Raw genomic sequence first — 13,634 nt, forward strand, 5'->3', positions numbered from 1 at the left:
GTTCATGGACATCAATACCCCGTTCTCGAAACAATCTTACCGCAGCAGGGCGTACTTGCCATTCTACAAACTCCCCTAGACGATTACCTAACTTACCCAGTTGTTGACTTACCTGTTTAATCTGCTTATCAGTTGCTTGAGATCGTTCTTTTAATAACCGCTCTGTTTCTTGAGATTGTTCTTTTAATAACCGCTCTGTTTCTTGAAAGCGGCGCTCTGTTTCCTTTTGAGCTACAATCAACTCACCTAATAAGCGCCAAACATCATCAGGTGTGTAAGTCATGGTTGATTTCATAGGGTATAGTGCCATTATTATAATACCTAAAGCGATCGCCCTGGGTTGAAAAATTCCGTTTTATGCTACACGGGGAACCGGGGGTTATAAACCCCCGTCTAATAGCTAAAGTCAGATAAATCTGACTAGAAAATCATGTGTTTGATTATCTTGAGAGCAGTTAAAGGCGATAGCGAAGCGCTGCTCCAAGCAGATCGCTCTGACGGTATCTGGGAGGGGTGCAAGAAAGATCCCGGACTTGTCTCGCAAATATTCAATAAGTCCCTAGGTTATGGAAGAGGTCGGGGATCTGTGTGTCTGTGGGGGGGATGGTAAGGCGATCGCCCTGGGTTGAAAAATTGCGTTTGATGCTACACAGGAGACGGGGGTTAGAAACCTGCGGATATTCTCATTAAAACTGAGACTAATTTTTCTATATGTTCTAATTCATGACTGGCCATGAGAGATATCCTGATCCGACTGGTGGGAACAGTGGGGGGACGAATTGCGGGCGCAAAAATACCTTGGCTTTTTAACTGTTGACCAACTCTCAGGGCTACAGCTGCACTAGGTAACTGTATACATATGATAGCCGATGCTGTGGGTAGTATTTTCAGTTGTGGTAATTTTGCGGAGAGTAAATGTTTTAAATAATCTACATTCCGCCACAGTTGCGCCAGGCGTTGGGGTTCTTGTTGGACTATTGTAATGGCTGCTAAGGCTGCAGCGGTGTCTGGGGGTGAAAGGGCGGTGGTATAAATCCAAGTAGGGGCGCGATTGCGTAAGTAGTCAATGAGGGTGGCGCTTCCGGCGACATACCCGCCTAAACTCCCCAGGGCTTTGCTTAATGTGCCAATTTGAATTAAATTTCTCCCTGTACAGTTAAAGTGTTCTAGGCACCCAGCGCCGGTTTTCCCTAGTACTGCAGTACTATGGGCTTCGTCTACTAGGAGCATAGAGTTAAACTGCTCTGCTATATCTAATAATTCTGGTAAAGGACATAAATCACCATCCATACTAAAGACGCTATCGGTGATAATCAAGCAGCGGCGGTAGTTGTGGCGGTGTTGAATTAATTGGGTTTTTAAGGCTGTAATGTCACAGTGGGGATATTCTTTGAAGTCGGCACCGCTGAGAATTGCGCCATTTTTGAGACTGGAATGATTATACTGGTCTGATAAGATTAAATCACGTTTACCGACTACAGCGGCGATCGCACCTAAATTCGCTAGGTAGCCAGAACTGAATAATAGTGCGTCTTCTGTTTGTTTCCAAGAGGCGATCGCCGTTTCTAATTCTCTGTGTATTTCCCTATGTCCACTGAGTAACCGGGAACCAGTGGAACCAGTCCCCCATTGTTGCACCGCAGTAATGGCGGCTTGGCTCAAGCGTTCATCCCCAGCCAAGCCCAAGTAGTCATTACTAGCAAAATTAATCACCTCTTCCCCCGCCAACAGCACAGTTGCACTGGGGCGACCCTGGATAGTTTGGACTGAACGATACCAGTTAGCCTTGTGAATAGTGGCTAAAGATGATTCTATCCAGTTGTAAGGGTCTGGAGACATAAATACAGATGACCGATAACTTACTTAACTCCCCTCCCCGTGCAGGGGGAGGGGGTGGGAAGATTATATCATAACTGGTGACTGATTGCCTCACTACTGCTTAGATGGGCGATCGCTTGTTTAATCCAGTCTTCCACATAAGCATCTTTTGTCAGTCCAATATCTTCACTGACTACGTGTAAAGCGTGACTAACTTCGTTGGGAGTATATCCCAAGGCGAAAAGAGTCATTTGCACATCTTTTAAAATCCCTGGTGCTGGTCCACCGGTGGCCACAAAAAATCCTGCTGATTTGCGCCACTCAATTAACTTGGCTTTCAATTCTAAACAGAGGCGTTCTGCGGTCTTTTTGCCCACACCGGGGGTTTGAATTAACATTTGGACATTAGTAGCAATAATGGCTTGCACTAAATCTGGTAATTCCAAAGTGTCCAACAGGGCGATCGCTAAAGCCACACCAATACCGCTGACACTGAGCAAGTGGCGGAACAAGTCACGTTCTGCGGGGGAACCAAAGCCGTAGAGGAAGGGTACCTCATCCCGAATTTGCACGTGGGTAAAGATTTGTACCACTGCTCCCGAATCTGGTAGCTGCTGTGATAGCCGGTGGGGAATTTGTAAATCATACCCCAAACCATTAACCTCAAGAGTCAAGATGAAGCGACCCCCGCCCACTGTTTGAATCCCAGCGACAATCCCTTTAAGATAGCTAATCATTGTAAGAACCTAAAATATTTTAATCCTTCCATAATTCCACCGGCACAAGCACTTTGTGCTAGATAACGATGGTCAGCGGGATACTCTTTGTACCACTGGAGTAATTCTCCCCGCGCATTCCCGACGATAATTCCCCTCTCTTCACCCACAGCGAATAATGCAATATCATTACCTGAATCACCACACACAACTGTTCTTTGTGCTGCAAATTTCCACTTTTGACGGAGAAACTGCATTGCTTGACCTTTATCACTGTTAATGGGCAAAATGTCAAGGTCAATGCCGCTACTATAGACTAACTTAATATTTAGTTGAGAATTAACCAACTCCGCCTCTAGTTGGGGTAAGATGGTGGGGGCAAATTCTTCGGGAAGGAAGCAGCTGACCTTAAAAGCCCGTTGTTCTGAGTCTGGTTGCAGCACCAACTCAGGAAAAGACTTGACAATCTTAAATACTAGCTCTTTGTCCCACCCAGCACAGAGGATTTCTGACCAGCCCTGATCTGGGGTCTCCTGACCATGGAGATAAATTTCTGTACCTACGGACAGAATTAAAGCATCCGGTGTCATGAGATTTTTTTCTTGCTGGAGTTCACGGTAAAGAATAGGCGATCGCCCTGTGGCATAAACTATTTTAGTACCATATTCTTGACGATGTTGGGTCAGTGATTGGGTCAGTGCTGCTAAGGCGTTGTCATCCCCTACAAAGGTATTATCTAAGTCGGTGACGAAAAGAAACGGTTTCATGATGTTGATGTACCCTAAGTTAGTAGTTGCAAAAGTCCCTGGTTAGGTTTTCCTCTTGATGAGCAAACAGCAAAGATCAATTCTTGGCAATGGCTCGTGAGTTAATTTACCAGATTTCGACTCTTATATATTTCTACTGGTAGTTACTACAAGAACTTTGAGTATTAACCGGAAAAACTCAAATTGCTGAAAAAGTACTTAATCATAGGTTGTTTGGGTACACCCATAGGTAGCCAGACCTATACTGAGTGTGGGGATAACTGGCGTGAAAAGTTTGAGTATTGATAGCAACCGCCAAAGAGGTGAGCACAAAAACAAATAGGGAGTTTCCACCCTGTTCCCTATTTCCTTAAGGTAACTGAAATGGCGATCGCTCAATTATGGGATGATTTCCTGTTCTCTATGAGTATGTATATAGTTATAAATATATCCTAAAAATATGTAGTATTACTAGCCTCATTTCCAGTCGTTCAGGTTACCATGTGGACACCTTTGTTTTTTCAAACTGTAAAAGAGAATTTTCTGGTTAAAATAGTATATCTGTTCTACTGAAACTCCCATCCCCAGATACCTGAAATCAATATAGTTCGTATATTTAGAGGCAAGAATGGCTACCAACACCAATAATTCTGGCAAGGAAAAAGCATTAAATATAGTACTCAACCAGATTGAGCGCAGTTTCGGTAAAGGAGCAATCATGCGCCTGGGTGATGCTACGCAGATGCGAGTAGAGACAATTTCTACAGGGGCTCTCACCTTAGATTTAGCGTTGGGTGGAGGTTTACCTAAAGGACGGGTAATTGAAATTTACGGACCAGAAAGTTCCGGTAAAACTACCGTAGCACTACATGCGATCGCGGAAGTGCAAAAACAAGATGGTATAGCCGCCTTTGTTGATGCTGAACACGCCCTAGACCCCACCTATGCTGCTGCTTTGGGTGTAGATATTGAGAACTTGCTAGTTTCTCAGCCTGATACTGGGGAATCGGCCTTGGAAATTGTTGATCAGCTGGTGCGCTCCGCCGCCGTTGATATTGTCGTCATTGACTCAGTAGCCGCACTAGTTCCCCGTGCGGAAATTGAAGGGGATATGGGTGATACCCACGTTGGTTTACAGGCACGACTGATGAGCCAAGCTCTACGTAAAATCACTGGAAATATAGGTAAATCTGGATGCACAGTTATTTTTATTAACCAGTTGCGGCAAAAAATTGGGATCACCTACGGTAGCCCAGAAACCACCACTGGCGGTAACGCCTTAAAATTTTATGCCTCCGTACGTCTGGATATTCGCCGCATACAAACCTTGAAAAAAGGCACTGAAGAATTTGGTAACCGGGTCAAAGTGAAAGTTGCTAAAAATAAAGTTGCTCCGCCGTTTAGAGTCGCGGAATTTGACATTATATTTGGTAAGGGAGTTTCTACCTTGGGTTGTCTGGTGGACTTAGCAGAAGAAACAGGGGTTATTATTCGCAAGGGAGCCTGGTACAGTTACAACGGTGAGAATATTTCCCAAGGTCGAGATAATGCGATCAAGTATCTCGAAGAAAAGCCGGAATTTGTGCAACAAATCAAGGAACTGGTACGTCAAAAGCTGGATATGGGGGCTGTTGTTTCTGCTAATTCAGTGTCCAAGGCTAATGAGGAAGAAGATGATGACAATGAGTTAGAGGAAGAATAATCAACATTCCACCCAAAGCCTTTTTATTATAGATGTAGTGCGGGCATTTTCTTCTTCTTGCCCGCTATGAGTAGTAAAACTTTAATTTTGCCGATACCTATAGATAATACTTGAATATCTGCTCAGATGTTGTAGTATAGATAATTATTCGGTACTAATGGAGAGAACTATGACTACCGTCACTCAAATGAAGTGCGCCTGTCCCAACTGCTTATGTATAGTCTCCCTTGAGGAAGCTATTAAAAAAGAGGGTAAATATTATTGTTCTGAGGGCTGTGCTGAAGGTCATAAAACCATCAAAGGCTGTGGACATAATGGCTGCGGCTGTTAATTAAGTTAATTAAACAATGGCTTTGTTCCCCCTCCCCTGGATGAGGGGAGGGTTACTGTGGGTTAAAACCTCTAGGTACTCTGTTTTTGGGCTTGTCTGTATAGCGTCAGTTGAGAAACCGAGCGGAGTTTAAAGACTAGACAGCACTTCTCTAGCAGCTGCTAAAGTCTGGTCAATATCTGCTTCACTGTGCGCCAAACAGGTAAAACCAGCCTCAAACTGAGAAGGTGCTAAATAAATACCGCGCTCTAACATCCCGCGATGGAAGCGACCAAATTTAGCCATATCAGACTTTTTGGCATCTTCATAGTTATGAACTGGTCCAGAGGTGAAGAATAAGCCAAACATAGCGCTAATATGACCACCACAAGCAGGGTGACCAGTTTCTTGAGCAATTTGCAGCAACCCATCTGCTAACTTCTGAGTAATTTTATCTAGATACTCATAAGTACCAGGTCTTTGCAGCAGTTCTAAGGTCTTAATCCCAGCAGTCATTGCTAAAGGATTACCAGATAAAGTTCCCGCCTGATACACCGGACCTGCTGGGGCTATCATTGACATGATGTCCCGGCGACCGCCGTAGGCTCCCACGGGTAAGCCTCCACCAATCACCTTACCCAATGTAGTTAAATCTGGTGTGACACCAAATTTCTCCTGAGCGCCACCGTAGGCAATACGAAACCCTGTCATTACTTCGTCAAATACCAGTAATGCCCCATGATCCCTGGTGATTTCTCTTAAACCTTCTAGAAACCCAGCATCGGGAGTAATAAACCCGGCGTTGCCAACTACTGGCTCTAAAATCACCCCAGCAATTTCGTCGGGGTTTTCTGCAAACAAGGCTTTGACTGCTTCTAAGTCGTTATAAGGCGCTGTGAGGGTGTTCATGGTGGCTGATTTGGGTACTCCGGGGGAATCGGGTAACCCCAGTGTGGCTACACCAGAACCAGCCTTGACTAGAAACATATCGGCGTGACCGTGGTAGCAGCCCTCGAACTTGATGATTTTCTCCCGGCTGGTAAAAGCCCGCATGAGCCGCAGTACTGCCATACAGGCTTCAGTGCCGGAATTGACAAATCTCACCATTTCGATGCTAGGAACCGCATCAATGACCATTTCTGCCAGTACATTTTCTAGTACTGAGGGTGCGCCGAAGCTAGTACCTTTTTCTAAGGCCTCATGGAGGGCTGCAATTACTTCTGGATGGGCATGACCACATATAGCTGGCCCCCAAGTACCTACATAATCAATATATTGGTTGCCATCTACATCCCAGATATACGCGTCTTTCACACGGTCAAAAACTATGGGTTGTCCACCTACAGATTTGAAGGCGCGAACTGGAGAACTCACTCCTCCCGGCATCAAGTTTTGAGCAGCAGCAAAGATTTCTTGTGATTTTGTGGTTTTAATCGTGGTATTTACCAAGGCTATCTCCTAAATTTTGAAAATAATTATCACATCAAAGCACCCTGAACTGCTGTCAAGATGCAGTCTGCTCCAGATAGGAATGTTTTTGTTTAAGCTGAATCATTTTTCCACCAATCATATCAATGGTATTGTATATTTTCCATTAAAATACACAGAACAGAGTTAAAATTGTGATGTTTTCTCATGATCCGGATTCACTACCCCTCTCTATCCCGGTTGATCAGATTTCCTACGATGAACGCGGTCTAGTACCGGCAATTATCCAAGATTACTTGGATGGCACTGTTTTGATGATGGCGTGGATGAGTCGGGAGTCTTTACAAAAGACTTTGGAAACCGGGGAAACTTGGTTTTGGAGTCGTTCCCGCCAGGAGTTATGGCATAAGGGCGCAACTTCTGGACATATTCAGAAGGTGCAAAGCGTCCGTTATGACTGTGATAGTGATGCCTTACTCCTTGGGGTAGAACAGTTGGGGGATATTGCTTGTCACACTGGGGAGCGTAGCTGTTTTCATCAGGTGGAAGGAAGAGTGGCTCTACCACCAGGGGATACTTTGTCCCAATTATTTCAGGTAATTTGCGATCGCCGTGACCACCCAGTGGAAACTTCTTACACCTGTAAGTTATTGGCCGGTGGGGACAATAAAATCTTAAAAAAGATTGGTGAGGAAAGCGCCGAGGTGGTGATGGCCTTTAAGGATGATGAGGAGGATGCGATCGCCGGGGAGGTTGCAGATTTACTTTACCATACCCTAGTGGCCTTAGCTCATCATCAAGTGGATTTAAAATCAGTATATCGCAAGTTACAAGAACGTCGCCGCTAGCTCAGGCATTGGTCAAAGCCGCCGGAGACAGATGAGAGTTCCCAATTACCAATATTTTGTAATTCTTATCATTACCGAAAATTTTCCTCACTAATTCCACAGGCTTTCCACAGGTATTTTGGTACTTTTCCACAGGTGTTTGACCAATTAATAGGCACTTACAGTTTTACTGGGGATTGTTTGATCCCAATCCCTAGATGTCTATGTTACTGAGTTTTTGTGAAGTTAAGTAACAAAAAAAGACCCAAAAGCCTGATTATTACGTCAACATTTGTTTTATATCCCATGGGATGTAACATTTCGCAGCATTGACAAACCCACCCCCTGTTAGCGCACAATGATGCGACTGGCTTTTATAGTTTGTTCCACCATTGACAGGAAAAATCACCTTAGACGTTGGTGTAGATTGTCAGGTGAAGACAGAACTATGTAGCAACTTGTCTCTCTTGATTGATTTCAGAGAAGGAAAAACTCATGAACGCAGTTAGTATCTTGACGGAAATTCCCGAATCACTACATGAATCCCTTAAAAATTACTTAGAAACCCACCCAGATTGGGATGAAAAAAGAGTCCTGACGGCTGCTTTGTCTCTGTTTTTACTGCAAAATGGCGAAAGCGATGCCCCCGGAGGGCGCGAGCGCCATCGCCGCGCTGCACGTGTATATTTAGAAACATTGTTCCATAACTGCTAAATACAAATGCCCAGCAGCAATTAACCAGAAACACTAAAGTACTGGTAAGTGACTGGGCAAAAATCTTTCTAACTATCTTGAGAAAATTCGATATAATAGTGTACTGTTGTTGTCGCTCCTGCCTGATCATGGACAAGGCAACTATGATGCCCCATGAATGGATGGATGTTGAATACAACTGGGAAGGGATAGGATGGGCCTAGATCGGCTCAATATTTGTAGCTTCAGTAGGTAGGTGGGAAAATCTACGAGTTAGTCATTAGCACTAAAACTTAGCAAGTAATGGCAAGAGTGACAGAATAAAGTTTATGCGTAGCTACCTACTTAGTTACTTAATCAAGAGTTAACGCTCAATAGTATGGACTCAGGAATGAGGTTCCCACTGGGGGGAATGAGTGGGACATTCAAACTTATACCCAACGCCGCGTACAGTTTGAATGAGTGCTGGTTGACTAGCATCGATTTCAATTTTCTTGCGAATTTGACCAATGTGTACATCCACAACTCTCTGGTCGCCAACATATTCATAATCCCAGACCTCTTGAATCAGTTCTGCACGTCGCCAGACTCTACCGGGATGGCTAGCTAAAAAATGCAACAAGTCAAATTCAAGAGCAGTTAAGGGTATTGCTTGGTTGTTGAATGCGACTTCGCGTCGTGCCGGATCAATCATTAACTTTTCAAATACTAGACGTTTTTGTTCAGCAGTAGTCACAATCCGCTGGCGTCTCAAAATTGCGGCTACTCTGACTTCTAACTCTCCGAGTCCAAATGGCTTAGTGAGATAGTCATCAGCACCTTTGGAAAAGCCGCGAATTTTGTCGGCTTCGTCGGCGCGACTAGTCAGCATCAAAACGAAAACACCGCTACGACTTTGCATTTCTTGGCAGAGGTTAAACCCGATGACATCTGGCAAATTCACATCTAAAATTACCAAATCTGGGTTAAATTGCTCAAATAGCGTTAAGGCTGTTTTACCATCCTCAGCCGCCTCCACCTGATAGGTCTGCTTAATCAAAAAGCGTTGGATTAAATTTCTGACCGCAGGGTCATCATCAACTACAAGAATCTTGGCGGGAGCCATGACCATCACTTTGCACAAAAATTCCTAAGATTAACACAGACGGGGGGATTGCGTAAAAAACGCAGTTTCCACTTTAGGGGTTATTTAAGACTCTACAGAGCTAAGGAATGCATTTCCTGATTATCCAAAATAAAATAATTGTGTCATCAGAATTGAGGGAAAATCAAACTAAGAGGATTTTGAATACCTGTATTCTAATTATCAAGATTCATGTGTACCAGACCGTTGTTCTCAATGTCCGCCATAGCAGTTCCTTTACCTGGTAGAGTTTGCTTTCCCAATTGAGTGGGGATTTAAAACTTTTCAATTCTAAATCTATATGCGGATACATACCACAAGCTATTGTGAGGCTAAGTACTAAAAATTGCTCCGAGATGCTCTAAATTGCGAAATTTAGATACATAAAACTTAATTTTTTTCTAAAAAATGCGTTGGTAGCACCTCTATTTAAAATTATAGAGTAAAGAAGTCATTTACCAAAGGGAAGCGGTGAGAAACTGTGTAAGAGCAATGAGCAATATGTTAAAGTTAATGTAGTTACAAATTTCCACTTACCCCAACTAACCCATGCTACTATACCTTGTAGGGTCTAGAAATGGGTTCATACGTTGGTTGGGCTCAAGATAAAACCTAAAGTTGTTTTTCCAAACACTCAAACACTGCCCCTGACTAAGGCTAAAGAAAGTATAAACTCCCATGAGCGATCAAAATCCCTACGAGAAACTTGGGGTATCGGAAGATGCTAGCTTCGATGAAATTCAGGATGCTCGTAATCGCCAATTGGAGCAATACAATGGCGATGCCAAGAGTATAGAACTCATTGAAGTGGCTTACGATGCGATTCTAATGGATCGCCTCCGGATGCGCCAAGAAGGTAAAATTAAGGTACCCGAACGAATCAGGTTTCCAGAATTGCGGGTGCAATCCCCAGCAAAAGAAACTCCCAACCCTCCGCAGCAGTCTCCAGCATGGCTGCAACGAATGCGAGATCAACCCTCGCCTAGAGATATACTCTTACCCGGAGCTTGGTATTTGGGTTTAAGTTCCATGAGTGTGTTGACTCCATCCCCAGGCGGTCAGGTTTTACAATTGGCTTTGGTCTTAGGTGTAGGAGTCAGTATTTACTTCCTCAAACGCAAGGAAGACAAGTTTGGTAGGGCAGTTTTATTGACTTTGGTGGGTTTAATTGTCGGTTTAATCGCTGGTGGGCTAATTGCTAACTGGCTCCTGCCGCAGATAAACTTGGCACAGATCAGCTCTGACCAGTTCTCTACAGTGTTGACATTTATCTTGTTATGGCTAATTACCAGTTTTCTGCGTTAAAATCACACATTTATAGTGATCATGGTGACCGCTGAAACAGGAATCTCCCACCCAGCTGCCTGCTTGGTGGGGGAATTGTTAATTAGCATATTCTTAAGATAAGTTACTATGACCCAATTTCTGCCAACCTAGATTCGAGGATAAGTTTGACAGCTGTTCTCAAATCCTCAACAATTACATCTGGCTGGTAAATTTCTAATTGAGTGCGATCGCGAATCCCAGACTCCACAGCTATCACCTTAATACCGTATTTCTTCGCCGCCGCAATATCTGCTTCTGTATCCCCAACCATCCAAGTATCACAGGCGGGAGGCAGTTCCGCTAATGCTCGTTCCATCAACAAGGGTTTATCTTCAACGTCACTAGTTTTAACATAGTCGTTGCTCAAGCAATAACGGCGATTTTCTGGGAAGAAATTACCTAATTCATATTTTTGCAGAGCATAATCTAGTTCCCTGACTCGACGCATGGTCATCACCGCCAAATCAATTCCAGCCTGTTGAATTTTTAACAGTGTGTCTACAGCCCCTGGAATCAGGCTGTCATACTGAAAATAACTGTCTGTGTGTACGGTTTTGCGCCGTAAATGGGCAAATTCTTGGGCTTGGGTGTCATCTAAACCACATTTTAAAGCAATTTGTTTTTCAGGGACACGCGATCGCTTGAGCTGCCAAAATTCTGCCCGGGAAAGTTCTTGTACAGATTGTTGGGGATATCGGATCTTCTCCAAACAAAATTGATAAACACGGTAATACCGTTCAGAGACATCCATAATCGGGCCGTCGAAGTCAGTAATTAATCTTAGCATTGGCAAAAAATGTTAATTTTTATGACATTATCTCATTAATTATTGCAAGCTGCCGCGTTTGATTTGTTCGCCTTCAATAGCCTCAAACAAAGCCCGAAAATTACCTTCCCCAAAACCTTGAGCCTGATAACGGCGTTCAATAAACTCAAAGAAAAAAGTGGGTTGTGCAAAAATAGGCTGAGTAAAGATTTGTAGCAGTACTGCATCTTGGGAATCTTCTGGCCAATCCACTAAAATTTCTTGCTCGGCAATGGCCTCAAGTTCTACCCTAGACAGAGGACATCCCCGACGCTGTTGGACTTGTGAATAATAGGTTTGGGGAACCGACAGTAAAGATAGACCACGGGCGCGCAATTGAGTAATGGTACTGATCAAATTAGGTGTCGCCAAAGCGATGTGTTGAACTCCAGATCCGCGATTAACATCGAGAAACTCTTGAATTTGGGAATTGCTAGAAGCTGGTTCATTAATCGGTAATTGTACCCTACCATTACGGGAAACCATGACTTGGCTATATAAAGCAGAACGCTCGGTTTGAATTTTAAAGCTTTGCTGGGGTTGAAAATCGAGAACTTTTTCGTACCAAGCGACCGCGGATTCCAATTCACCCACTGCCACATTCAAAACTATATGATCTATGGCAGTAAAAGTATGATCTGTTGTTTGCTGTGCATGACCCGGTGAGGTTGAAATCAACGTATGAGTTAACCCACCCCAGGCAGCAATTGTGCCACACTGACGCCAAACACCGGCAACCCGGCGTGAGTGGATGGGTTGAATGACTGTAGCCCCGTATGTTTGAGCTTGTGCGATCGCACAAGCCACATCTTCCACAGCAAAAGCCACATCTGCTACCCCGGGGGGGTGTTTGCGTAGAAAATCCGCTACTGGACTTGTATGTAATAACGCTGAGGACAGCCAAAAGTCAACGACACCGTTGCTCACAAATTCCGTACAAGTATGAACCGAACTAAGATGACTACCTACTGCCGTAAACCCCAGGTGGTTTACAAACCAATCCCGCCAGACTTTGGCATCTTCTACATAGAAATGAACGTGATCGATCTTCATAAATCCTGATAATCCAGCACAACAGCTTACCTATGTGTAATTTTTGTCTTTTTTGCTAGATTATCCATTCTTTCCTCATTCATCATATATTATGTTCTTCGGCTAAACACTTATAATATTTGTAGGTTGAGTGGAAAGACATAACCCAAGATAAATTGATTCATTTGCAATTGCACAAAGTAAAATAGCTCAATTAAGGTGGTAAGAAATATAGTCGCGAGTCCGAGAATCAAGAGGATTAGTAAAGATTTTATTTGTGGTACCAAATTCAATCATTTCACCAATACGATTTTCATTAGTATAAAATAAAGCAGTGAAATCAGATAGGCGCTGTACCTGCTGCAAGTTGTGACTAATAATGACCATTGTCAATTCTGAACGCAAACGCAAACGTTGGATTAAGCTCTCAACTTTGATCCTAGCAATAGGATCAAGAGCAAAACAAGGCTCATCCATGAGGATAACTTGTGGCTTCACTGCCAAAGCACGAGCAATACAGAGTCGTTGTTGTTGACCCCCAGAAAGGTCTAAAGCCGACTTATGTAATTTATTTTTCACTTCCTCCCAGAGATCAGCATCTTTAATGGCAGATTCTACAATCCTGTCTAATTCTGCTTTCGGATGCCAACCCAGTATTTTTACCCCATAAGCGACATTATCATAAACACTCATGGGAAAAAGATTTGGCTTAGGGAGTACTATACTCACTTGACGACGGAGCCGAGTTAAGTTAACACGACGCTCATATATATTTTGATTAAAAAATTCTACCCCTCCCTCAACTCGTACTTTCCCTTCTAATTCAATCATGCGATTGAGGCATTTCACAAAAGTAGACTTTCCACAACCACTAGGTCCAATAATTGCAGTTACTTTGCCCTGATAAATATCCATAGAAACATTTTCAAATATCTTTTGAGTATTGTAATAAAAGCTGAGATTTTTCACTTTAATGGCGGAAATTAGTTGATTCATACTCAAAAAACGCTGGGGCAATAAATATTGACTAAACAAAACCTGAAAAGTAATTAGTAATCTTTCGTGATTTGTGCAATCAATATGGAGTTTTTGTAGTGCCTAATTGCCT

13 protein-coding genes and 1 pseudogene are annotated in these 13,634 nt (G+C 43.4%); 5 read left to right on the top strand and 9 right to left on the bottom strand.

Translation table 11 applies throughout. From position 1 onward, the window contains the following. From NWP22_RS13740 to NWP22_RS13755, 4 genes and pseudogenes are all read right to left on the bottom strand, one after another. Positions 1–283: pseudogene (locus NWP22_RS13740) on the bottom strand (FAD-dependent oxidoreductase); the annotation flags it as partial. Between the two features lie 380 nt (positions 284–663). Beyond that, positions 664–1,839: an 8-amino-7-oxononanoate synthase gene (gene bioF, locus NWP22_RS13745; protein ID WP_271730687.1), complete on the bottom strand. Its 1,176-nt coding sequence runs from the start codon at positions 1,837–1,839 to the stop codon at positions 664–666. Between the two features lie 68 nt (positions 1,840–1,907). Further along, on the bottom strand, positions 1,908–2,555 hold the full coding sequence (ruvA, locus tag NWP22_RS13750; protein ID WP_271730686.1) for a Holliday junction branch migration protein RuvA: 648 nt from the start codon (positions 2,553–2,555) through the stop codon (positions 1,908–1,910). Then, a complete protein-coding gene (locus tag NWP22_RS13755) occupies positions 2,552–3,301 on the bottom strand; it encodes a sucrose-phosphate phosphatase (RefSeq protein ID WP_271730684.1) in 750 nt (249 codons plus the stop codon). The genes ruvA and NWP22_RS13755 overlap by 4 nt, the downstream gene beginning before the upstream one ends. Positions 3,302–3,908: 607 nt before the next feature. On the opposite strand from NWP22_RS13755, the gene recA reads away from it, so the two are divergent. After that, positions 3,909–4,982: a recombinase RecA gene (gene recA / locus NWP22_RS13760; RefSeq protein ID WP_271730682.1), complete on the top strand. Its 1,074-nt coding sequence runs from the start codon at positions 3,909–3,911 to the stop codon at positions 4,980–4,982. 187 nt (positions 4,983–5,169) lie between these two features. Continuing rightward, a complete protein-coding gene (locus NWP22_RS13765) occupies positions 5,170–5,313 on the top strand; it encodes a metallothionein (protein WP_425332618.1) in 144 nt (47 codons plus the stop codon). 129 nt (positions 5,314–5,442) lie between these two features. On the opposite strand, the gene hemL is transcribed toward NWP22_RS13765, so the two are convergent. Beyond that, positions 5,443–6,741, bottom strand: coding sequence for a glutamate-1-semialdehyde 2,1-aminomutase (gene hemL / locus NWP22_RS13770; protein ID WP_271730680.1), 1,299 nt, complete (start codon positions 6,739–6,741; stop codon positions 5,443–5,445). Positions 6,742–6,917: 176 nt separating this feature from the next. On the opposite strand from hemL, the gene hisIE reads away from it, so the two are divergent. Further along, positions 6,918–7,568: a bifunctional phosphoribosyl-AMP cyclohydrolase/phosphoribosyl-ATP diphosphatase HisIE gene (gene hisIE, locus NWP22_RS13775; RefSeq protein WP_271730679.1), complete on the top strand. Its 651-nt coding sequence runs from the start codon at positions 6,918–6,920 to the stop codon at positions 7,566–7,568. Positions 7,569–8,042: 474 nt separating this feature from the next. Further along, complete coding sequence (locus NWP22_RS13780; protein WP_271730677.1) at positions 8,043–8,261, top strand: DUF2811 domain-containing protein; 219 nt, start codon at positions 8,043–8,045, stop codon at positions 8,259–8,261. 364 nt (positions 8,262–8,625) lie between these two features. On the opposite strand, the gene NWP22_RS13785 is transcribed toward NWP22_RS13780, so the two are convergent. Beyond that, positions 8,626–9,345 (bottom strand): response regulator transcription factor, encoded by a 720-nt coding sequence (locus NWP22_RS13785; protein WP_271730676.1) that lies wholly within the window; start codon positions 9,343–9,345, stop codon positions 8,626–8,628. Positions 9,346–10,041: 696 nt separating this feature from the next. Here NWP22_RS13785 and NWP22_RS13790 point away from each other — a divergent pair. Beyond that, a complete protein-coding gene (locus tag NWP22_RS13790) occupies positions 10,042–10,668 on the top strand; it encodes a CPP1-like family protein (RefSeq protein WP_271730675.1) in 627 nt (208 codons plus the stop codon). Positions 10,669–10,774: 106 nt separating this feature from the next. Here the strand turns inward: NWP22_RS13790 and NWP22_RS13795 are convergent, their stop codons facing one another. The 3 genes from NWP22_RS13795 to NWP22_RS13805 form a co-directional block, all read right to left on the bottom strand. Beyond that, complete coding sequence (locus NWP22_RS13795; protein WP_271730674.1) at positions 10,775–11,476, bottom strand: HAD family hydrolase; 702 nt, start codon at positions 11,474–11,476, stop codon at positions 10,775–10,777. A gap of 39 nt (positions 11,477–11,515) precedes the next feature. Then, on the bottom strand, positions 11,516–12,547 hold the full coding sequence (hppD, locus tag NWP22_RS13800; RefSeq protein ID WP_271730673.1) for a 4-hydroxyphenylpyruvate dioxygenase: 1,032 nt from the start codon (positions 12,545–12,547) through the stop codon (positions 11,516–11,518). A gap of 189 nt (positions 12,548–12,736) precedes the next feature. Next, positions 12,737–13,522, bottom strand: a complete 786-nt coding sequence (locus NWP22_RS13805; RefSeq protein ID WP_271730672.1) for a phosphate ABC transporter ATP-binding protein — start codon at positions 13,520–13,522, stop codon at positions 12,737–12,739. Between the last annotated feature and the right edge of the window lie 112 nt (positions 13,523–13,634).

The sequence above is a fragment of the Anabaenopsis tanganyikae CS-531 genome, from assembly GCF_029891675.1.
GTDB classification, from domain to species: domain Bacteria; phylum Cyanobacteriota; class Cyanobacteriia; order Cyanobacteriales; family Nostocaceae; genus Anabaenopsis; species Anabaenopsis arnoldii.